Origin of the sequence: Apilactobacillus kunkeei, assembly GCF_001308195.1 — a bacterium.
Lineage (GTDB): Bacteria > Bacillota > Bacilli > Lactobacillales > Lactobacillaceae > Apilactobacillus > Apilactobacillus kunkeei_C.
On record NZ_JXDF01000031.1, the window covers coordinates 21,717 to 43,722 of the forward strand.

General features: G+C 37.4%; 17 protein-coding genes. 7 read left to right on the forward strand and 10 right to left on the reverse strand.

What is annotated here, in order from left to right; translation table 11 throughout:
- Positions 1-34 precede the first annotated feature (34 nt).
- Positions 35-3,760 (reverse strand): helicase-exonuclease AddAB subunit AddA, encoded by a 3,726-nt coding sequence (gene addA / locus RZ78_RS07010; RefSeq protein WP_054608574.1) that lies wholly within the window; start codon positions 3,758-3,760, stop codon positions 35-37.
- Positions 3,760-7,329 carry a PD-(D/E)XK nuclease family protein gene (locus RZ78_RS07015; protein ID WP_054608575.1) on the reverse strand — a complete coding sequence of 1,190 codons (3,570 nt, stop codon included), beginning with the start codon at positions 7,327-7,329 and terminating at the stop codon, positions 3,760-3,762. The genes addA and RZ78_RS07015 overlap by 1 nt, the downstream gene beginning before the upstream one ends.
- Positions 7,330-7,687: 358 nt before the next feature.
- Between RZ78_RS07015 and RZ78_RS07020 the strand changes: the two genes are divergently transcribed.
- Together RZ78_RS07020 and RZ78_RS07530 are read left to right on the forward strand one after the other, a co-directional pair.
- On the forward strand, positions 7,688-8,494 hold the full coding sequence (locus tag RZ78_RS07020) for a manganese catalase family protein (protein ID WP_053795941.1): 807 nt from the start codon (positions 7,688-7,690) through the stop codon (positions 8,492-8,494).
- A 164-nt stretch (positions 8,495-8,658) separates the two neighbouring features.
- The gene (locus RZ78_RS07530) at positions 8,659-8,808 is read left to right on the forward strand and encodes a hypothetical protein (RefSeq protein WP_155443317.1); all 150 of its coding nucleotides are present in this window, start codon (positions 8,659-8,661) and stop codon (positions 8,806-8,808) included.
- A gap of 36 nt (positions 8,809-8,844) precedes the next feature.
- Here RZ78_RS07530 and RZ78_RS07025 read toward each other — a convergent pair whose 3' ends face one another.
- Positions 8,845-9,195, reverse strand: coding sequence for a hypothetical protein (locus RZ78_RS07025; RefSeq protein WP_054608576.1), 351 nt, complete (start codon positions 9,193-9,195; stop codon positions 8,845-8,847).
- 160 nt (positions 9,196-9,355) lie between these two features.
- Here RZ78_RS07025 and RZ78_RS07030 point away from each other — a divergent pair, with 160 nt between their 5' ends.
- Both RZ78_RS07030 and RZ78_RS07035 read left to right on the forward strand, forming a co-directional pair.
- Positions 9,356-10,549 (forward strand): PucR family transcriptional regulator, encoded by a 1,194-nt coding sequence (locus RZ78_RS07030; protein WP_054608577.1) that lies wholly within the window; start codon positions 9,356-9,358, stop codon positions 10,547-10,549.
- A 17-nt stretch (positions 10,550-10,566) separates the two neighbouring features.
- The gene (locus tag RZ78_RS07035; protein WP_054608578.1) at positions 10,567-11,148 is read left to right on the forward strand and encodes a hypothetical protein; all 582 of its coding nucleotides are present in this window, start codon (positions 10,567-10,569) and stop codon (positions 11,146-11,148) included.
- Positions 11,149-11,183: 35 nt separating this feature from the next.
- Here RZ78_RS07035 and RZ78_RS07040 read toward each other — a convergent pair whose 3' ends face one another.
- From RZ78_RS07040 to RZ78_RS07055, 4 genes are all read right to left on the reverse strand, one after another.
- A complete protein-coding gene (locus RZ78_RS07040; protein ID WP_054608579.1) occupies positions 11,184-12,569 on the reverse strand; it encodes an amino acid permease in 1,386 nt (461 codons plus the stop codon).
- A gap of 154 nt (positions 12,570-12,723) precedes the next feature.
- Positions 12,724-14,109 carry an amino acid permease gene (locus RZ78_RS07045; protein ID WP_054608580.1) on the reverse strand — a complete coding sequence of 462 codons (1,386 nt, stop codon included), beginning with the start codon at positions 14,107-14,109 and terminating at the stop codon, positions 12,724-12,726.
- A gap of 193 nt (positions 14,110-14,302) precedes the next feature.
- Complete coding sequence (locus RZ78_RS07050; RefSeq protein ID WP_034532328.1) at positions 14,303-14,659, reverse strand: hypothetical protein; 357 nt, start codon at positions 14,657-14,659, stop codon at positions 14,303-14,305.
- A gap of 14 nt (positions 14,660-14,673) precedes the next feature.
- A complete protein-coding gene (locus RZ78_RS07055; protein ID WP_054608581.1) occupies positions 14,674-15,228 on the reverse strand; it encodes an NAD(P)-binding oxidoreductase in 555 nt (184 codons plus the stop codon).
- A 135-nt stretch (positions 15,229-15,363) separates the two neighbouring features.
- Here RZ78_RS07055 and RZ78_RS07060 point away from each other — a divergent pair, with 135 nt between their 5' ends.
- Positions 15,364-16,296: an aldo/keto reductase gene (locus RZ78_RS07060; RefSeq protein WP_054608582.1), complete on the forward strand. Its 933-nt coding sequence runs from the start codon at positions 15,364-15,366 to the stop codon at positions 16,294-16,296.
- 176 nt (positions 16,297-16,472) lie between these two features.
- A complete protein-coding gene (locus RZ78_RS07065; protein WP_054608583.1) occupies positions 16,473-17,783 on the forward strand; it encodes an NCS2 family permease in 1,311 nt (436 codons plus the stop codon).
- Between the two features lie 42 nt (positions 17,784-17,825).
- Here RZ78_RS07065 and RZ78_RS07070 read toward each other — a convergent pair whose 3' ends face one another.
- The 3 genes from RZ78_RS07070 to RZ78_RS07080 all read right to left on the reverse strand — a co-directional run bounded on the left by RZ78_RS07070 (position 17,826) and on the right by RZ78_RS07080 (position 20,683).
- Complete coding sequence (locus tag RZ78_RS07070) at positions 17,826-19,658, reverse strand: retron Ec67 family RNA-directed DNA polymerase/endonuclease (protein WP_191978855.1); 1,833 nt, start codon at positions 19,656-19,658, stop codon at positions 17,826-17,828.
- A gap of 294 nt (positions 19,659-19,952) precedes the next feature.
- Positions 19,953-20,303 carry a fluoride efflux transporter FluC gene (locus RZ78_RS07075; RefSeq protein ID WP_054608585.1) on the reverse strand — a complete coding sequence of 117 codons (351 nt, stop codon included), beginning with the start codon at positions 20,301-20,303 and terminating at the stop codon, positions 19,953-19,955.
- A complete protein-coding gene (locus tag RZ78_RS07080) occupies positions 20,300-20,683 on the reverse strand; it encodes a fluoride efflux transporter FluC (RefSeq protein WP_054450884.1) in 384 nt (127 codons plus the stop codon). Before RZ78_RS07080 ends, RZ78_RS07075 begins: the two co-directional genes overlap by 4 nt.
- Before the next feature lie 238 nt (positions 20,684-20,921).
- Between RZ78_RS07080 and scrK the strand changes: the two genes are divergently transcribed.
- A complete protein-coding gene (gene scrK / locus RZ78_RS07085) occupies positions 20,922-21,806 on the forward strand; it encodes a fructokinase ScrK (RefSeq protein ID WP_054608586.1) in 885 nt (294 codons plus the stop codon).
- The last annotated feature ends 200 nt before the right edge of the window (positions 21,807-22,006 follow it).

Here is a 22,006-nt window from a genome sequence, read left to right on the forward strand (position 1 = left end):
AATAACCCTGAACTTTTATGTTCAGGGTTATTTTTTACTTAATTTTGACTGGTTTATTAATTGATAGTAGATAAATAAATTTATCAGTAACCGGTTTATGCAAGATGTTTTCCAACGCCTTAGCATATAGGTTAATTTGACCCTTGTACTTCTTAACGGCCTTATCAATACTTCTATCACTATCATTTGGAACGTAGTCGGTCTTGTAATCAAACAAGATGACTTCATCGTCTAACTCGATATAACCATCAATAATCCCGTGAATTAGGATTTTTTCTGGTGAATCGGCGTCAAAACCAGGGAATACAAGATTGGCATCCATTAGCATCGAGAATGGTGCTTCACGATGAATTCTTTCTGGATGAGCCAGCATTTGTAGTCCTAATTCACTGTCAAACACATTAATAACTTCTTGGGTTTGAATTAAGTCAGCGATTTCTGGGGTAACGATTTTATCGGCAACTAAACGTTGTAGCATCCCTACCACGTCTCCTACTTCTGGCTTGTGGTCCAATGGCACCTCTTGTAGCAACAAGTGGGTGGCAGTACCGACTTCAGCAGGACTTGGTTTGACAACCGATTGCATGAACTTAGGAACCGTGAAGTTTGAACTGACGTACATGTTCTTTTGCTTATTGTTTTCTTGCCAATGTTCATCATAGTTACCCAATTGAATGCTATCCGGATCTTCAAATAGTCGTTTAATTTCGGAAACTGATTGATAAGCAGTGGTATGGGTCGCAACTTGATTTTGATAAGTGAAGTCCAAGACCTGGTCAACATCATCAACATTGATATCCTTTGGCACCATCTTCTTGGCACTTTCAACAATGTGATTTAACCACTTGGCACTAACCGCACTGTCGCCTGATGGGCTGTGTTGAGCTAGGTCGTTTGCATTCACGAATTCAACATCAAAGTTAGTCTGATCATCATCTAAACCTTTATAGGTAACGTCGTCACCGAACTTGTTTCTAAAGTTAGGATGACGGACCAATGCAGGTCCAATCCAGTCTAGGTAACTCTTGGCACCACTTCTTAAAGCGGCATCGACTAGTAAGGTGTCACCACTGGCAGCCTTGTTCCAGGCATCGATGACCTTAGTTCTGTCGTTTTCATTCTTGCTGGCACCAACGATGAATAATTGTTGCTCAGCACGGGTTAACGCAACGTATAGTTTACGCATTTCTTCGGCCAATAAGCCTTGGTTTTCGATTGCACCAACCACTTGGCGTTGCAATGAATCTTGTTTGATTCTAGTTTCAGGGTCGGTGTAGGTAATTCCTAGTCCTAGATGATCATTTAGGATGTAGGCCTTATTGCTGTCTTGTCTATTGAAACCATGTGAGGCATCCATTAGGAAGACGACAGGGAATTCTAGTCCCTTACTACCATGAATGGTCATTACTGATACTGCGTCTTGGTTGTCATCAGCATTGGCCTCATCCAAGTCTTCGTTTCTTTCTTGCATGCGACGCACAAATCGAACGAATTGGAATAATCCCTTAAAACTAGTTTGTTCGTAGTCATATGCACGTTCGTATAGGGCATGTAAGTTAGCTTGGCGTTGTCTTCCAGCAGGCATCCCTCCAACGTAATCCAGGAATCCGGTGGTTTCATAGATGTCCCAGATTAAATCAACAATCGCATGTTGTTGGGCAACATCTCTGAAGTGTTTTAATTGTTCGACAAATGTCTTCACGCGTGAGAATACTTGGTCACCAAATTCGGAGTGATCCATGTTTTCGTAATTGTCGTAGAAATTAATTACGGCATTGAAGTAATCACCGGTCTTTTGGTTAATTCTCAAGTATGCCAATTGGTTTTCATTTAAACCAACCATTGGCGAACGCAATACCGCCACCAACGGAATGTCTTGGTATGGATTATCGATGATTGATAACATCGACATCATAATTTGAATTTCGGTGGTCTTGAAGTAACTTTGCGCCCCGTTGATTAGGACTGGAATGTTGTATGAACCAAAGATATCGGAAATGATGAGGTTGTTATTTCTCGTCGAAGAAATAATTGAGATATCAGAGTATTGAATTGGACGCATCACTTGTTTGTCACGGTCAAACACTGGTAGCTGCTTTTCAACCATTTCGTTAATCTTTTGGGCGACCATTTCGACTTGGCCATGCGCACTGTCTTGGACTTGGAATTGGTCGTCGATTGGTTCTTCTTCGTCGTCCTTACTTTCGTAAATCATCACATCAACATTGGATTGTAATTCGTCTGGATAGTATTTCGCACCGGCCTTTAGTTTGGCATCCCCGGTGTAGTCAATTTCACCAACTCGTTTGTCCATTGTTTGGGTGAAAACTAAGTTGATGAAGTCATCGATGTTTTCTGCGGAACGGAAGTTATCGGGTAAGACAATGGTGTGGCCATCTTCGCTATCCATGCGTTCAATAAACATTGATGGATCGGCTAGACGGAAACGGTAGATGGATTGCTTAACGTCTCCCACCATGAACATATTGCTGTGTTCTGGGTTCGCCAATGTTGATAAAATCGCGTCTTGTAGACGATTATTATCTTGGTATTCATCGACCATGATTTCATTATATTGATTTTGGAGGTTCACTCTGACAGCCTTAGATTCGCCGTCTGAGCCAGATAGGATATCGTAGGCATAATGTTCCACATCAATGAATTCTAGACAATGACGCTTCAATTTAGCCTTTTGATAGCTATCTGTGAATGCTAGGACAACTTGTATCAATTTCTCGATTAATTGCTTGGAAGCCTTCATTACTGAAAGGTTTTCTTCTTCGTTTAATGCAAAGTATTTATCAGGTAGTTTTTGAACCGCCTTCTTGGCGTTGTCACGAATGTCTTTGATACGGTCATGAAGTCCCTTGGCGATGTCGTCATAGTCCTTGGTAACACGTGGGAAAGCCTTGAACTTGATATCTTCAAAGGCTTGCTTAATGTCGTTCCAATCGGAATCAGGCAACATGTCATATAGACCATTGATATTATCGATATCGACTTGAACGGCATCCGCTTCCTTTTCCATCAAATTTTCGTCAGCAATGCGTTTAGCAGATTCAAAAGATAGACGTTGTTGTGTTAAATCATTTTGAATGAATGGTAGTAGATTGTTTTGGTAAAAGTCGGAATGAATCAAATCATCCCCATCGATATCGTAAATCTTAGTGGTATTTTTCAACCATTCAATTGGGTCACGGTTTACGTTGGCATAGTCGTAAATTCTAAATACTAAGTCGGTTAGCCCATCATCGGAACGGTCATTGGAGAAGTTTTCGGTCAATTGAGCAAATAGCCCATCACTATCGTTGGCGTATAGATCTTCACGAACTGAATCCCAGACCTGTTCTTTTAGCATTTGGCTTTCTGTTTGATCCGCCAACAGTCTAAAGTTAGGGTCCAAATCAATAATGTAGTAGTAACTTTGGACGATTTTTTGACAGAATGAGTCCATTGTTGAAATATCAGCGACTGGCAAACGACGTAACTGACGCACTAAAAATGCCTTAACGTCGGAGTCAGTGGCTTTTTTCAATTCTTGTTGAAGTGCCTTTTGAATACGGTCACGCATTTCCTTGGCAGCGGCCTTGGTAAAGGTAACGATTAGCATTTCATCAATGTTGACGCGGTCGTGTAACAACTTGTTGATAACACGATCAACTAAGACACGGGTCTTACCAGAACCGGCTGAGGCTGAAACGAGGACGTTTTCATCAAAATGTCCGGTAACGGCTTCTTTTTGTGGCTTTGTGTATTCCATTATTGATTGTCCCCCCTTAGCATTTTCAAGACGTCTTCTAACGAGTAGTTAGGCACATCTCTGTAGTTATTTTCATTCAATAGCGGATCGAACTGCATGATTGAACGATAAGGTGTAAATTGCATTGCGTCTTGGTTTTGACCAAAGCGCGCTGGTTTCAAATCGATGTTTCCAGTAAAGATTTCTAATCCGGCCTTCTTGATTAGGTCCTCGTTGTGAGATAGCAATAGGTCTAAGTCTTCGGGTTGCACGATTGGACTGGACTTGTAGAAACTACCATCTTTTTTCTTTCTCAGTGGATAAACGTTGGATGAACCGTACTTGTCATCTTCGATGGTCTTATCAATCTTATCCAATAGTTCACCGTCGTTTACTAGAATTCCTTGGTATTTTTGTTTGCTTAATACCGCTTCTTCAAATGACTTCTTCAAGTCATCCTTGGTGTACTTAGGATTGTAGATGTGCATGTAAACGGCACCGGCCAAGGCGGCCTTTTCTTCTTCATCAATGATGCCTAGGTTGTGCGCTAACACATCGATGTAGGTCATCATTTGCATGGAAGTTCCGTCGTATACACGGGAGAAGTCCAACTTACGTTCACTGGACTTGTAGTCGACAATTCCTAGGTAATTCTTGCCGTCGACGTTCATTGAATCGATTCTATCGATTCGACCACGGACGTTAACTAACTTCGCGGTCGTTAATTCGTTGCTCTTAGGCAATTCAAAACTAAGTGGTTTTAAGTCATCCTTGTGACCAACTTGACCGAATGATATTTCGGTCTTTTTCGCACGCATTGGTGTGTACTTGCTTTGTTTTTGAATGGTTTCGATTGTGTGTTTAACGGTCTTAATCAATTGATTCTTGATGTAATTCATTCGACTAGAACTACTCAAAATGGTGTATTGGAAGTCATTTGGATCTTCTAACATCTTGGCCACAACGGTATCAACCAATTCGTTGATTGCTTGTTTATCCAAGTTTTCCAAGTCGATATGTTCTGAGTTCACAATGCGCATCAAGTGGTCCATTGATTCGTGGTAGAACTGACCGGTACTTGCTGGTGATAGGTCAAAGACATCACGTTCTTTTAGTTTCAAACCATAGCGCAAGAAGTATTCGTATGGGTTGCTGTAGAATTGTTCCAACTTAGAGATGGAAGTATTGATTTTATCCCCGTATAAACCGGTAACGATTTCTGGCAACAATTGTGTTGGTGTGTTGTTGTAGTCTAAACCACCCAATAGTTTGTTGGTTAAGTCACGGTAGTTTAGGTTTTGATCTAGTTTGTTATATACATATTGCCATGCTGGGGCCAAATTAGAATTGTTTAGTTTGGCGTCTTGGCTGGCTTGAACCAGGTGACGAAGCGTTGAACGATAAGTTCCGACATATTCGTAGATATCCTTGGCATCAGCGGTTGGATGACTGGGAATGTGTTGGATATCAATGCCGAAGTGTTCCGCAATTCTGGAAACGTATGGTGAGATGGCAACTGAAGATTCGTCACTATCGCCTAGACTGTAGGAAAAGATTAGCTTTTCACTACCTGATAGGAATGCTAGATAGTTTAGGAATGGATCGTTGGCCATTTGGTTTTCAGATGTTTCACGCAAGTATTGGTCATCGTCAAAGAAGTCACGCAAATCATCACGGTCCGCGTCACTAAATAGTGCTTCGTTGGTAATCTTATCGGGCATTACTTCGTCAGTGGCACCCATCATGAAGACCACTTTACGGTTGTTCATTTGAACGATTCCACTTTCAGAAATGGCAACTTGGTCCAATGTGGAAGGAATTTGTGAGTAGTTGGCACCTGAGAATCCACTTTGAAGAAGACTCAAAAAGTCGTCGGCAACAAATTCACGGTTCCCTAGAATTGAAACGTAGTCGTCCAATAAATTACAGAATGTTTGCCATACCTGTTCTGGTTGCGCCGCATCCAATAGATTGTCCTTTAAGATGGAGTCGTTACGCCATTGCTTTAGTCTTCTAACTACTCCCATGTCAACTAGGAATTGGAATAATGTGGCAGCAGCTTCTTGACCCGTCTTGGCGTTTCGCATCTTCTTGAAGAATGGTGGGAAATTATCACCAATAAAGTGTCTAATCACGTTAATCTTCCCAGAAATATTGCGCATTCTGTCAGCTTGAACACCAAAATCACTGTCTGACAGCCATGCGTATTGCCAGTCTTCCTTTTGAGTCCAGCGAGAGCCTTCATAACCATTCTTTAGTACCAAGTTTTCGGTTAAGGCAACGTATTGACGGTAATCGTCACCTTCAATAAAGTTACCGTTGCCATCACCTGGGACCATTAATTCGGTCTTTAATAAACGCATGACGTCTTGGTATTGGTACTTACGAGAGCCGTTTTCTAGACTGAAAAGAGCATCGATTAATTCGACCAATGGATGGTCTTCCATTGATTTGGTAACGTCGTTAAACGCGGGAATGTCGAGTAGTTTAAATACTGGTTTGATTACGTTTTGGTACTTGTCCAAGTGACGAGTCAAGATTAAGAAATCGGAGTATTTGTAGCCACCATGAGCGACCATTTGGCGAATCTTCACCGCGATATTTTCCACTTCAGCAAACGGACTGTCGGCACGGTAGACCTGAATGCTGTCAGGATTGCTTAGTGAACTCTTGTCGATATCGCCTAGTCCGGTGGATTGTGCCCAGTATGTATCTAGCTTGTGTAAATCATCAGACACGCGAAGATTCTTGGCCATCTTATCGACTAATACGGGAACGTTATTGGCACGGGCAATATTGTAAAAACGGTTGTACCACTTGGCTGATTGGAAAAATAAGTTAGGACCTTGTGGTAGTTCGTCGGGGTACTTGCGATCCAAGTTCAAACCAATGGTAACCCCAGCAGAACGCTTGATTAGTAGTTCGACTAGCTTGGCTTCTTGGGCGGTAAATTGGTTAAAGCCATTGAAGTAGAAATGACTGCGGGATAAGTCTAGTTCATCATTTTCGATAAAACGACAGAAAAGGTTTAAAACGTCTGATTTATATAGGTAGATTCCTTGAGTTTGTTCCTCAAAAGCGCGGTAAATGATGATAAAATCATGCATTTTATCGCGTAATCCAGCGTTTAGTTTGTCATTGTTTTCAACGATTTTTTCAAGGTTGTCGGCAGAAATTTGGCCGGCTTGCATTTCACTGATTTGTTGAGCTAATTTTTGAATAAACCCAGGTTGGCCGGTTTCACCCCTAAAGACGGTCAATTCATCCTGGTGGTCGATTAAAATTTGGTAGATCAGCATGCTAATACCGGAGTCGCTTAGTCTTGTCTTTTGGTATTCTTGGTTATTCTTCATGTAATACCAGACAAGTCGGGTAATGGAGAAAGTCTGGAACTTACTTTCGGCATAGATTGGTTCGTTGTTGGTGTTTAAGTCCTTTAAAGCTTGCACTTCGGATTCGAACTTAATGTGGTTAGGCACTAGATAGAAAAATTCATCATCAGGGTGATTGTTGATTGATTCTTTTAGTGAATCAACGATGACTTCTTCATGATCATAGCTGGCGGTTCCCAAAATAAATTGTAAAGACATTTCATTACCCCTTTTTCATGAATTAATAGTCTAATTATATAATACGTGAAAACATGTGTCAGACTTTTCAAACATTTAATTATTCTCCAAAAGATGATTAAGTCGGCGTTTATGCAAACGATAATTTTTTAATTGAAAAAAGTTTGGATTTTTCGAGTCATAATCTTTGGTGCAGTTATTCGGTTGTGGTATATTAAATCGTACACAAAATATTAATACAAAACGTATGGATATTTTGGGCAATAAAAAACAATTAAGATGTAATATAGGATCGATTTTTTATTTATTGGGATAAAGCTCTGACTTGGGTTTTAAAAATCGTCTACCGCCTTGAACATCTAAGGAAAGAGGTACTGTTATGTTCAGACATACTCGTAAACTACAATACAACGCTAAGCCAGATCGTCCAGATCCAATTATGGCTCGTCGTCTACAAGAAGCCCTAGGTGGTCAATGGGGTGAAACTACTGGTATGATGTCATACCTATCACAAGGTTGGTCATCAACTGGTGACGAAAAGTACAAAGACTTACTATTAGACACTGGTACTGAAGAAATTGGTCACGTTGAAATGATCTCAACTATGATTGGTTACCTATTAGAAGGTGCACCAACTACTATGACTACTGAAGAAATGAAGAATGACCCAGCTAAGGCTGCCCTACTTTCAGGTATGGACCCAGAACATGCATTAGTTCATGGTTTAAACGCTGGTCTAAATAACCCTAACGGTGCTGCATGGAACGCTGGTTACGTTACTTCATCAGGTAACCTAGTTGCTGACATGCGTTTCAACGTTGTTCGTGAATCACAAGCTCGTCTACAAGTTAGTCGTCTATACGACATGACTGATGACGAAGGTGTTCGTGACATGTTGAAATTCCTATTAGCTCGTGAAACTCAACATCAACTACAATTCATGAAGGCTCAAGAAGAACTAGAAGAAAAATATGGTGTTATCGTTCCTGGTAACATGCACGATATTGAACACAGCGAATACGCTCACGTTCTAATGAACTTCTCTGATGGTGAAGGTTCACGCGAATTTGAAGGCCAAGTTGCTAAAGACGGTCAAAAGTTCACTTACCAAGAAAACCCAGAAGCTATGGGTGGTATCCCAGAAGTTAAACCAGCTGATCCTCGTTTACACAACGACCAAGGTTAATTTCTGCCCGCTACTCCTACAATTTTCGAAATACGACAATTAAAATTATTAATCCAAATGAAAAACTTCAACTTCGGTTGGAGTTTTTTTTATATTTTCTTAACTTGTTATTTTTTCATAATAGAATTAGAATTAAATTAATAAAATTTATAGGAGTGTTTGTCGTGCAATTTATTTTTGCTTTACTTCATGGAATCGCCGAAATGATTTCTAATTCAATTGCTTTTCACTTAACCCTATTACATATCGAACCTTCAAACATCTTTTTGAAGCTTCCCCACATTATTCAATCAATTGTTAACTTTATTAGATAGATCAAAAAGACACTCCTGTTTAGGAGTGTCTTTTGTTTATTTGCTTAAATCATTATCATTAAAAATTTTGGTGATCTTAGTTCCGCTACTGTCGACTCTTCCGTCAACACCAATGGTTAAAGATTTGTTTCTATATGTAACAACGTAGTATAAAAGTTTTCCCGACCCTTGGTTATCAGTAAATTCCGGATGTTCTTTACGATGTTTTTGAATGAACTTAATAACTTCTGGTTCTTTACAAACCTTCTTCAAACTTTTATCGTTTTGAACGATACCGTAATATTCATTTTTCACACTGAAATCAGATTGCTTGTAAATGTTAAAGGCAAGAACTGCCACTACCAAGATACCAATCGATGCCACAATTACGAGAACAACTTTTTTCATCTTACATAACCTCTCTCTAATCCAAAATTAATGTTAGCCTTAAGCATATCACTTTAGAACATCAACGTAAATAACACAAGCATGGAGTGTCTTCTGTTTAATATCTAATTTATTATGGTAATATTAGTCACAATAAAAACATAAATTAGGAGGAATGCCCATGCCATCAAATAGTGAAGCTGAACAGTTAAAGAAAATCATGAATGATACTTTAGACATATCAAAATACATATTAGCCAGCAAAGACGATGACGAAATCCTTACCCATATTGCAAATTTAATAAATTGTGACGCATATATTATGGATGTTTTCGGTCGCCTTCGTTCGTATAGTGACAACGCAAAGATGGATGCATTCCTCTTCGAATCTGTAATTCATGATTTAAAACTCATCGAACTAACCGAACCGGTAACCTTTTTAGACAAATACAGTATCTATCCACTAAAGACGATGGATAAGTTTACCCGCAGATTTGTGGTATTTTCCATGAAAATGCCTAAAGATTTAAGTACTCAATTATTGATTGAAAACATGGTCAACCTACTAAGTCTAGAAAACATGCAGGTCAGCATTAATTTAAATCAAGTGAGACAACGTCGCAACGAATTATTCAACAGTATTCTGACACAAAATTTACCTGAAAATGCTTTCGAAGATACTTTGAAACTAAACGGCCTAGACTCCAATTCAATGTATAAGGCGTTTGAAATCGACGAAATCAATTCTGTTGATACCGGACACCATCAGGAAGATATGCACCGAGTTAATGACTATATCTACTGGTACTTCGAAAAACTACAAATCCCAATCATATTGATTTCATGGCATTTCAAACCATTCATTTTGGTCAAAACTAAGAAAAATTTGTTGCCGCTATTAAACGAACTAAGTAAGTTCATCCACGAAAACTTTGTGGAATCAAAGGCGCAAATCGGATACACCGACGATGCCAAGCCACTGATTCAATTCAAGAAGTTACTCCGCGAAGCTGATGAAGCATTAGACGTCGCTAAACGTGAAAACATATTGAAACCAAATAAATTCATCCCTCAACAGGTTGAAGATATCTTGAGCCTAGTACCAAAGAAAGAAGCCGACATGTTTGTCGATGCCATCCTCGGTCCTGTTTTAAACTTAAAGGAAGACGAAAAAGATGAACTAATCGAATTGCTTTCCTATTATTATGCAGACAATCAATCGATTTCAATGGCTGCCAACGATCTATTCATTCACAGAAACACCGCCGTTTACCGATTAAAGAAGCTAGAAAAACTACTTAACATGAGCCTAAACGATGTTTCAGATAGTGAACAACTCAGAATGGCTACCAAATTATACTTAATTCACCATTAATAAAGGAGCTAATTTATTTGATTGATAGCAATATAAAGAAACATATTGATAATAATGATCTTTTGGAAATATACTCAAAATCTAGAGATAACTTCGAGTTTGAAGATTTTATTCTGGGAATTATTGTGTCAGAAAAAGATAATTATCTATTGGTTGAAACTATAGATGATTCCGGACTTTTAGATTCATATACATTATTACTAAAAAGCGATATTTCTAAAATATCTTCAGACACCAACTATACAAACGTATTTACCCATTACGTCAATAGTAATAAAAAGAATAATATATACGATCCTTTTAAGCTGAAAAAGGAAATGAGTAGTATGTGTAATAAAAAACTGGATGATATTATCCAAGCTTTCTTGAGTAACAGAAAAGTTATATCACTTTGTACAAGTGTTGATGAAAACTTCCATAAAGGAAACATAATCGCATATGACAACAATCACATCGTTTTAGATGAAGAAAGGTATCAACAAACTTTTGAAAGTGAAATAACAGAGAAAAATAATTTAATAAAATTAGATACTATAACTGCTTTTGACTTAGTCAGTAAGGAAAATAAACTATACGAAGAATATTTAAATAACCACTAAAAAAGAGCTAACCAAAATGGTTAACTCTTTTTTATTTAGGCGTATGCTTTTGAGCTTCTTTCCTTTAGATATAGAGCTCCGCAGAAAACGATTGACCAGATAATTGCACCAATTGCTCCAACGACGTCACCTGGGATAAAGAATAGACTCGCGAAGATGACGAAGAAGAATAGGATTGTTAAAGGACTGGTAATTGCGTATCCAGGCATCTTGAAACCATCGCTTAAAAAGTCGTTTGATGCGCGGTACTTTCTGTGAGCAACCATTGTTAGTAGGTAAACAATGATGTACATGTCACTTGATGATCCAGCCACGATTGTAAATACAGAACTCACGCTGTTACTTACACTCATGATTGGAGTAATGAAGATTAGAGCAGCCGAGATTAGAATTGCAGCACTTGGGATTCCGTTTTTAGAAACCTTACCGAAGTGTCTGTTCATGAACCCTTCCTTACGTCCTTCAGTAGCTAGTTGGTAAAAATGACGTCCAGCAGAAAAAATAATACTGTTTAGCGAAGATGAAGCTGATGTTAATACAACGAAGTTAATAATAGCAGCGGCTGCAGGTAGTCCAGCAAGTGAAAATACTTGAACGAAGGGACTCTTATCTGGAGTAATTGAGGTCCATGGAATAACGGCCATGATAACGGCTAGCGCTCCAATGTAGAAGATCATAATTCTCCATAGAGTTTCGTTAACAGCCTTCTTCACAACTTTGTGTGGGTTCTTTGATTCACCTAGGGTGATACTTACGAATTCAATCCCTTGGAATGCGAAGAATACCATTGGGAAAGCAGAAATGAAGTTAAATGATCCATGTGGGAATAAAGTAAAATGATTAGTAATATTGCTAATTGATGCATGTCCCAAAGGTGTTGATGTGTGTGAAAATACCATGATAATTCCAGTTACAATCAATGCGACAATTGCCACAATTTTGATCATTGCAAACCAGAATTCAGCTTCACCAAATAGTTTTGCAGCAATTAAGTTAATTGCTGTTAGGACAACCAAGAAGGCAACTTCGACAATCCACGATGGAACATTTGGGAACCAGAAGGCAAAGTATGTAGCAATGGCAGTTAGTTCAGCCATGCTGGCAAACAAAAGTCCTAACCAGTAACTCCAACCAGTGAAGTATCCAGCAGTTGTTCCAAGGTATTTAGAGATAAATGATACGAAAGTGTGTTGGGAAGGATCGGCGTAAAACATTTCTCCAATTGCTCTCATCATTAGAAAGAAGAAACATCCTAATACTAGGTACACTATCATTACTGACGGTCCCGTCTTTGAAATGGTACTGCCAGATCCAAGGAATAACCCGGTTCCGATGGTTCCACCAATCGCAATCATCTGAACGTGACGGTTGCTTAGTGAACGAAGTGTACCATCCGCATTTTTTGTGATTTTTTCTTGCATAAAGATTCCCCCTTTTAAGCTTATTGATTTATTCGTTGATCAACTTAACTTTGATTGTTGAAAATATTATCATCATTTTTCTAGATGACAATAGCTCTAAAGGAGTTTTGGCAAATGTCACAATGCGGTTGTAATATCATACAAAAGCGCTCAATTATGCATTAGAACGGGAAATAAGGCGTTTTATACCGATACCTGCATAGAATGCAACTGTCCAAATTACTGCACTAATTGCTCCGACTTCATCCCCTGGAATGAAGAACAAACTAACGAAAATGAATACAAAAAATAAAATTGTTAGTGGGCTTGTAAATTGGTAAGCAGGCATCTTAAATCCATGATCCAAGAAGTCGGCTGACTTTCTGTATTTACGATGCGCAAACATGGTAAATAGATAAACGATAATACACATATCACTGGTTGCACCGGCAACTAAAGTGAACATGAATGAAACACTATGAGTAACCGTTAGGATTGGGTTAATCAAGATTAAAGCTGCGGTCAAACCAATACTGGCGATTGGAATCCCGTTTTTAGAAACGTGAGTTAGGTTTTTATGAATGAATCCATCGGTATGAGTATCCTTAGCTAGTTGGTACAAATGACGACCTGCTGAGAAGATGATACTGTTCAATGAAGAAGCAGCTGATGTTAATACCACGAAGTTAATTACAGCCGCTGCTGCTGGCAATCCTGCAATTGAGAAAACTTGAACGAATGGACTGTTAGTAGGAGATAGTTTTGTCCATGGAATTACCACCATGATTACTGATAATGCCCCAATGTAGAAAATCAAAATTCTCCATAGGGTTTCATTAACAGCCTTCTTAACGACTGTCTTTGGATCTTTGGATTCACCAAGCGTGATGCTGACGAATTCGATTCCTTGGAAGGCGAAAAATACCATTGGGAATGCGGCAAAGAAATTAAAGAACCCATGAGGAAACATTGTAAAATGATCAAAAATATTCCCAAATGAAGCGTGTCCTACCGGTGTCGAGGCGTGGAAGAACGCCATGAAAATACCGGTAACAATCAATGCAACAATGGCAATCACCTTAATCATCGCAAACCAGAATTCTGCTTCACCAAAGACCTTAACGGCAATGATATTCAATGTCGCTAAGACGGCTAAAAAGACGACTTCGATTAGCCATGCCGGAATGTGTGGAAACCAAAAGTTCACATATGTAGCGATTGCTGATAATTCGGCCATGCTGGCAAATAGCAAACCAATCCAGTAACTCCATCCGGTGAAGTACCCAGCAGTATGACCTAAATACTTAGTAATAAATGCAACGAAAGTATGCTGACTTGGATCAGAGTAAAACATTTCTCCGATTCCTCTCATCATCAAAAAGAATAAACAGCCAGTTACTAAATAGACCAATAATACTGATGGTCCAGTCTTTGAAATAGTACTACCTGAACCTAAAAACAACCCTGTCCCGATGGTCCCGCCAATCGCAATCATTTGGACATGGCGATTACTTAGCGAACGAATTGTTCCATCAGCGTTTTTCTTGTTTTTATCATGCATAGAAATGCCTCCATTCGGCTTTCCCATTTTCATAATTTATACTTATCCCACTTAATTGTTGATAATACTAGCATTTATCGCCCTTTTAATAAGCAAATCTGGATGAATTTGTAACATTATACATACGACTTGTAGAATCATACAAAAAAGCCACACCATTTATTGGTGTGGCTTCGTTTCATGTGAAACATTTTTATTTATTTTGTGGCAACTTGTTATCTGCTAACACATCGTTAGTGTATTGTTCCACTTGTAATGCAACCTCAGCAGCGTTTGGATCGTTTGGTTGTAAATGACTAGCAGTGTCTTGTGCAACCGCCCAGTAAGCCAAACTATCGGTAACTGGAACGATATCTCTAACAATTTCCATCTTTAATTCTGGACGTTGTTTTTGGAGAGTTTCAAAAGTTCCGTAGTTGGTAATCATGTGAATTTCACCGCCAGACTTTGGTGAAACACTCTTGAAGATTACCAAGTGTGATTCCTTTTGAGTGTCAGTTAATTGTTGTTTGATTTGTTTCAATTGTTCTTTGTTTAATTGTAATGCCATTTTAAGCACCTCACTTATCTTTCGATTAATCCAATGGATTGATTGATAAATTGTTGATATTCTACTACTTTCACGGCAGTGTTTGCAACATTATCCGCAGAAACACGACCGTATTGCATTGAGATTCCTTCATCAATTACGTCCAATTCACCTGTTTGTTCATCAACGATTTCGACCGGTCTTAGGATGGTGTATGGAATTTCATATTCGTCAACCAACTTAACGGCGTATCTTTGTTGATTCAAATATTCCTTATTATTATCCACATCCGGATAAGTCACTTCTTCGGTTAATTCATTATCGATACCGGCCGTTGATAACATAATAAACTGGTCAAGTGGTGGGTTAACGCGGTCCAATGCTTGGATGACCGCTCCGATTTGTAGATCGACATCAAGTGGCCCCAAGAATGTGTAGATAACGTTTACGCCTGTCAAATTGTCGGCATATGCACTAACATCCTCGAAATCGATGCCATCTAGTAAGTTTACTTCATATTGATTTGATAATTTATCGTAGACCTTTTTGCCCAATTGATGAAAATTACCAATAATCAAAACCTTTTTCATGGTTAACCCTCCTTCATTCATTAAATTTATTTTATCAAAAATTAATGCTTAAGTTAACGCCAAATGGTTTAAAAATCGGCGTTTAGGGTTCATAATTGTATTGAACGTATAAAAAATTTGAGGAGGCCTTTTTACATGGTAAAAATTGGTAAATCAAACGTAGAATCAACCCCACTTGGTTTAGGAACCAATGCGATTGGTGGTAACAACTTATTCCCAAACTTAAAAGATGAAACTGGTATTCAAATCGTAAAGACCGGTCTAGATTCCGGAATCACCCTATTAGATACTGCATTTGCATACGGTATGGGTCATTCAGAAGAACTAATTGGTCAAGCCATTAAGGGCTACGACAGAAGCAAGTTCGTTATTGCTACAAAGGCCGCTCAAGACACATCAGACGGCGATGTAAAAATTAACAATAACCCACAATTCTTAAAGCAATCTGTAGACGATGCATTGAAGCGTCTACAAACTGACTACATCGATATCTTCTACATTCACTTCCCAGACGACCAAACTCCAAAGGATGAAGCGGTTGCTGCATTAAACGAAATGAAGCAAGAAGGTAAGATTAAGGCAATCGGTGTTTCAAACTTCTCACTAGATCAAATCAAGGAAGCTAACAAAGACGGCTTAGTTGATGTTGTTGAAGATCAATACAGTCTATTACACCGTGATGCTGAAACTGAAATGTTCGATTACTTACGTGAAAACAACATTTCATTCGTACCATTCTTCCCATTAGCATCTGGTTTATTAACTGGTAAGTACTCAGAAGTTGTCGACTTCCCTGAAAATGATATCAGACACGGTAACCCTGACTTCACCGGTGAACGTTTCGAAAAGATCGTTGAAAAGGTTAACAACCTAAAGCCACTTGCTGACAATCATGGTATTACCACTGCTCAATTAGTATTAGCATGGTACATCAAGAACCCAGACGTTACTGTTGTTATCCCAGGTGCAAAGCGTCCAGAACAAGTACAAAGCAATGCCAAAGCATTGAACGTTTCACTAAGTGACGATGAATATGCACAAATTGATAATGACTTTAGAAACATCTAATCGATTTTAACTCCAATGTTCGGATTTTACTCCAACATTGGAGTTTTTTTATCATAAAACGTCAATTTTTGTTTAAATTTATCTAAAATAGTTCGCTTTTTAGTGGACTTATGTTCTAAATATGGTAATATATACGTATAATATTAATAAATACGAACATTAAAGGAGAATGTTTCATGTTAAAGGGAATTGCTAATTTCTTTCATTTTGATGAACTAGGTACTAACTACCGTACTGAATTCATCGCTGGTTTAACTACCTTCGTTTCAATGGTTTACATTCTATTCGTAAACCCAAACGTTATGAGTGCTTCAGGTATCGATAAGGGTGCCATGTTCACTGCAACAGCACTTGCAACCGCTCTTGGATGTTTCTTAATGGGAATCATCGCTAACTACCCAATCGCTTTATCTACCAGTTTGGGTACTAACGCTTTCTTCGCCTACTCAGTCTGTGTGGGTATGAAGGTTCCTTGGCAAACAGCGCTAGCCGGTACATTTATCGCAGCTATTATTTTCATGATTTTAACAGCGTTCAAGCTAAGAGAAACAATCATCGACGCTATTCCAGCTGATTTAAAGAGTGCCATTGCCGGTGGTATTGGTCTATTCATTGCCTTTCTTGGTTTAAACCAAGGTGGCCTAGTTGTTGCTGACAAGGCAACTCTAGTAACGCTTGGATCACTTCACGTTGGTAGTACTTGGTTAACTATCTTTGGTTTAATCCTAACCGTTGTATTAATGAGTGCCCGCGTTCCTGCAGCTATCTTCATTAGTATGGTTGCTACTACTATCTTAGGTATGGTTACTGGATTAATCGCTTTACCAACTCACGTAGTTTCAAGCGTTCCAAGTATCAAACCAATCTTCTTAACTGCAATTTCACACGTTACTGATATCAACACATTACAACTATGGATTGTTGTATTTACCTTCTTATTAGTTACCTTCTTCGATACCACTGGTACTCTAGTTGGTTTAGCTAAACAAGCTGGTTTCATTAAGGACAACAAAATCCCACGTATCGGCCGTGCCCTAGGTTCTGACTCACTAGCCATGGTTGGTGGTTCTCTACTAGGTTCATCTCCAATGGGTGCCTTTGTTGAATCATCAGCAGGTATCGCCGTTGGTGGTCGTTCTGGTTTCACAGTAATCGTTACTGGTATCTTCTTCTTACTAGGAACATTCTTCTCACCACTACTTGGTGTAATTACCGATCAAGTTACTGCTCCTGCATTAATCGTTATCGGTATTCTAATGGCTAACGCCCTACGTGATATTCACTGGGACAAGTTCGAATTAGCTGCTCCATCATTCTTGATTGTATTAGGTATGCCACTTACTTACAGTATCTCAGATGGTATTGCTTTAGGTTTCATCGTATACCCAATCTCAATGTTGGCTGCTAAACGAGGAAAAGAAGTTCACCCACTAATGTACGTGCTAGGTGTAATCTTCATCATCTTCTTCTGGCTATTAAACGAATAATAAGACAAATAAAAAGAGACCTCTGCGGAGGTCTCTTTTTAGTTATTTACAAAATTCCTTTAATTGGTCTAATAGAGGAATAAATCCACTCAAACCAACAGTATTGTAGTGTTTATAAACATATTTGGACAATGTTTGCTTTCCAAATTCTTTATCCGAGTCTTTATTTGCGTTTCTATTAAAAGTTTTTTGATTAATTGTTATAGTTGACAAATCTATTAAATTCTCAATGTCTATTGATAAATCATTATTACCTTTAAAATTTTTATCATTGATATGATCATCAATATAGTTTTCTAACTCTTTTTTATAGTTTTTATCTTTAATTAAAGTTATCAAATAAAGATTATCAGCTATCACTAATTTCCCTTCAGAAATAAGTTTTCTATATTGACTTGTTGCTTTATTACCATAAACATGATTTAAAAAGGAACGTAGTGGTTTATTTTTCTTATCGAGATATTCATTATCAAACAATAAAATGACTTTCTTACTTTTGTTACCTAGTTTATTTACAAAATAATCATAATAATTTTTATTTTCCTTTGTCTTCTTATCTAATGCAATACCCCAATATTCAACTATTTTACTCATTACACTTGCGCCATCGTCAGACAGTCCCAAATAATAGTCTTTAATGCTATAGTCTATCTCATTACGTTTATAGTTTTCTTTTAATAAATCTTCGTTTCCTCTCTTAAAAAAATCAATATTAAACTCAAAAGTTCCATTATTATTTCTAATAAGCTCTGGATATCTATTATAATACATCATCATTGCAGCCTTTATATATCTAATGTCTGTCTTACCCTCAACAAAAATTAATGGTTTAGAACCGTGAATAAAATATTTATAAAATAGAAATTTTCGATATTGCTCATCAAATCCGCCCAAATAAGGTTCATATCTATACTTAGTCGTTGATTTTATGAAATTGCTGTATTCCTTACTTTTTCTTGCATATTTTCTTGATTCAATTAAAAAATTATAACGTTTCACTTGATTTACAAAAGCAAATCTACCTTCAAGTTTATTTAATTTATCAAACTTTTTACCGTCTATAAAATATTTCCCGTCACTGTACAGATTAAAGGCTTGAGCTCTGAGATCTCTGTAGTACTTTCTGGAAACATTAATTTTTTTGTTAACTACCAAACCGGTAACTTCTTGCTTAGAAGAAGAAAATTGAAGTCTTGTCTTCTTTTTGTTAATTTTAAATCCTTGTCGATAAAGTAAAAATTTTAATTCTTCTACAAAGTTAATATACCTATATTTGAAGTTGGAATCGTTGGTAGAGAATGTCATATCATCAGCATATCTCGTATAGTCTAGCTTGTATTTTTTTGAAAGTTTCAAAATCTTAAAATCAACTATTCTAAAAATAAAATTAGTTAATACAGGGGAAGAAGGGGATCCCTGAGGTAATTTATTTTTGTATGTAAATATTTTGCTCAAAATTACCGAAAGTTGCTTATTCATTTTAAAATCATTGCTTTTCTGAAGATACCCATACACTCTACCAAAATTAAATTCATCGAAAAAGTCCTCTATATCTAAGTTTAGGATAAACTTCTTATTTCTGTGTACTTTAGCATTAGACATTATATTTCTTTTCTTGATAAATGCTTGAGATACATTAAATGAGCCATATTTATTATCATATTCCTCAGAAAGCTTTTTTTGTAATTTCTTTTGTAATTTCTTCAACGGACCCTTCGGGCATGATATAAACCTACTACCTCCACTTTTCTTAGGTAAAGAGAATTCCTCATAAAAAGAATCTACGCCCTTAAAATAAACCACAAAATTTATTAGTTTAACACTAACACCTATATATCTAGATAAAGATTCTACGCTTTTTACATCTTTAAACAAAAAAATCCCCCCAGAGTACAAAAAAAGTATAAGATCACTCATTTCGACAGCGCCCCTCAGTTTACAGGTACACCTGCTTACAAGTAAATTTGGAAGCTAAAGTTAGTAGAAGGGGACACCCCCCACCAATTTGGTCAAAACTCGCGAATCACGAGCACATAATCTGATCTTATACCATCATTAATTTTATTGTAGTCCGTGTAATCTTTCAAATTAAATTTCTATTAGTTTTAAATGTCATAATTATACGATTTATACATTTATTAATACATAATACGGAAATTTAATAAAATATTATATTAAATATCCAAGTAATGCTGCCAGAATCCCTAGTAATGCACTTAATAGGTAGTATGCAAATGCCATGACCTTTTTCTTGGTACCCAATTGTACTGTTTCATTCATATAGGTAGAAAAGGTGGTGTATCCACCAAGAATTGCAATAGAAAAAGCAAGGATAAAAGTATTTTTAGATAGCTGTCCATTAACCAATCCTAACAGAAACGATCCAGTGATGTTAATGAAGAAAGTCGCCACTGGAAAGGCGTTTTTCGAAAACATCTTCTTTAGTCCATTGGTAACTCCAAAACGGATTAGAGAACCAACTGCGGCACCCAAACCAACGATTAAAACACTCTCAATCATAGTTGATCCTCCTTATTTTCAAAGCTTTGGCCTAATTTATTTCCAATCTGAGCTAATATTAAACCTCCGATTAGACTCACTAATACGTATAAAAGACCTATACCAATTTTGTGGTTTAAAAACAAATTGACACTGTCGAATGAAAATGTTGAAAAAGTGGTAAACCCACCAACTAAGCCAACACTTAGCCCCGTCATTAAATCATTAGATATCTCAATTAAATAAGGAAGTGCACCAGTGATAAACGCTAAGACAAACGCACCAATTAAGTTAATTATGATGGTTGCGATAAAGTGATCATCGCCAGCTAAAATCGTGAAGTATCCACGCAAAATACCGCCAATAAAGGCTAGAAGAAATATGTATAGTACTCTTCTCATCTAAAATTACCCTTTCTATTTATAAACATTCATAATAATAAATCTTATCATACGTCGTATATTTACTATACCAATTAGCATTTTTACTTTGACATTTAGTCTGTTAAAACTTATCATAATTAGAGAGTGATAACTAAAATTAAAAAACATTAAAAACAAAACTTAAAATCTTAGATAAAAATTTTTAAAACCGATTTATAGATAAGATAAGAAGATATAAATAAGGAGCAATAACTTTATGTTACTGGGAAGCATAGAGGCTGGAGGCACAAAGTTCGTTTGTGCCGTGGGTAACACTGACTACCAAGTTTTAGATAGTTTGGTAATTCCTACCACTACCCCTGTTGAAACCTTTAGTAAGGCTATCGACTTCTTCAAACAATTTGAAGATTTAGCAGCACTAAGTATTTCATCATTCGGCCCAATTGAAATTAGAAAAGATTCCACCAAGTACGGTTACATTACCGAAACTCCCAAGCCTGGTTGGTCAAATGAAAACTTTTTGGGAGTATTTAAAGAGGAATTTGATATTCCAATGTATTGGACAACTGACGTTAACGGATCAGTGTTCGGAGAATACGTTAATCTAAAAAATAGCGGCCAAAGGTTAGATTCTTTGGTTTATTACACTATCGGTACAGGTGTCGGTGCTGGAATCATCATTAACGGACAATTTGTAGGAGACATGGGCCATCCAGAAATGGGTCACGTGAAGTTAAAACGTCACGAAGACGACCTGGATTTCGATGGAATATGTCCATACCACAAGGACTGTCTTGAAGGACTAGTCTGTGGACCTACATTCGAAGCCCGTCTAGGTATGAAGGGGCAAGAAGTTGCGCAAACTAACCACGTTTGGGACATCATGGCCTACTACGTAGCACAAGCTGCATTGCAAACAACACTAACCTTCAGACCTGCCAAGATTATTTTTGGTGGTGGCGTAGTTAGTGAAAAATTTCTCAAAAAGGTTAGATCGGAATTTTCTAAGCTATTAAATGGCTATATTGACATTAAGAACCTAGAAGAATACATTTCAACTCCAACCCTTGATGGAAACGGCTCTGCAACCTACGGAAACTTCGCTTTGGCTGATGCTTTGATTAAGCACGAAGTTAAATAAGTTCAGTTTTACACAATCTAAAATTGAATTGATTGAATATTTTTATAAAAAAATTTACACGGCGTAAAACGTTATTATATCAACGTTATACGCCGTTTTTTCGTGCCTTTTATATAAACTTAAGAATTAAATTTCATCAAAACACTTTCATTTTTTTAAAAATGAGTTATTATAATACTTGTAAGTTTGTGAAAGTCTTA

What these genes read in the sequence shown, in the direction of transcription:
- RZ78_RS07050 (WP_034532328.1), bottom strand. Translation starts at nt 14,659, where the DNA reads ATGGCATTACAATTAAACAAAGAACAATTGAAACAAATCAAACAACAA.
- RZ78_RS07055 (WP_054608581.1), bottom strand. Translation starts at nt 15,228, where the DNA reads ATGAAAAAGGTTTTGATTATTGGTAATTTTCATCAATTGGGCAAAAAG.
- RZ78_RS07040 (WP_054608579.1), bottom strand. Translation starts at nt 12,569, where the DNA reads ATGCAAGAAAAAATCACAAAAAATGCGGATGGTACACTTCGTTCACTA.
- RZ78_RS07025 (WP_054608576.1), bottom strand. Translation starts at nt 9,195, where the DNA reads ATGAAAAAAGTTGTTCTCGTAATTGTGGCATCGATTGGTATCTTGGTA.
- RZ78_RS07015 (WP_054608575.1), bottom strand. Translation starts at nt 7,329, where the DNA reads ATGTCTTTACAATTTATTTTGGGAACCGCCAGCTATGATCATGAAGAA.
- RZ78_RS07075 (WP_054608585.1), bottom strand. Translation starts at nt 20,303, where the DNA reads ATGATTGAGAGTGTTTTAATCGTTGGTTTGGGTGCCGCAGTTGGTTCT.
- RZ78_RS07060 (WP_054608582.1), top strand. Translation starts at nt 15,364, where the DNA reads ATGGTAAAAATTGGTAAATCAAACGTAGAATCAACCCCACTTGGTTTA.
- RZ78_RS07045 (WP_054608580.1), bottom strand. Translation starts at nt 14,109, where the DNA reads ATGCATGATAAAAACAAGAAAAACGCTGATGGAACAATTCGTTCGCTA.
- RZ78_RS07065 (WP_054608583.1), top strand. Translation starts at nt 16,473, where the DNA reads ATGTTAAAGGGAATTGCTAATTTCTTTCATTTTGATGAACTAGGTACT.
- RZ78_RS07030 (WP_054608577.1), top strand. Translation starts at nt 9,356, where the DNA reads ATGCCATCAAATAGTGAAGCTGAACAGTTAAAGAAAATCATGAATGAT.
- scrK (WP_054608586.1), top strand. Translation starts at nt 20,922, where the DNA reads ATGTTACTGGGAAGCATAGAGGCTGGAGGCACAAAGTTCGTTTGTGCC.
- addA (WP_054608574.1), bottom strand. Translation starts at nt 3,760, where the DNA reads ATGGAATACACAAAGCCACAAAAAGAAGCCGTTACCGGACATTTTGAT.
- RZ78_RS07020 (WP_053795941.1), top strand. Translation starts at nt 7,688, where the DNA reads ATGTTCAGACATACTCGTAAACTACAATACAACGCTAAGCCAGATCGT.
- RZ78_RS07080 (WP_054450884.1), bottom strand. Translation starts at nt 20,683, where the DNA reads ATGAGAAGAGTACTATACATATTTCTTCTAGCCTTTATTGGCGGTATT.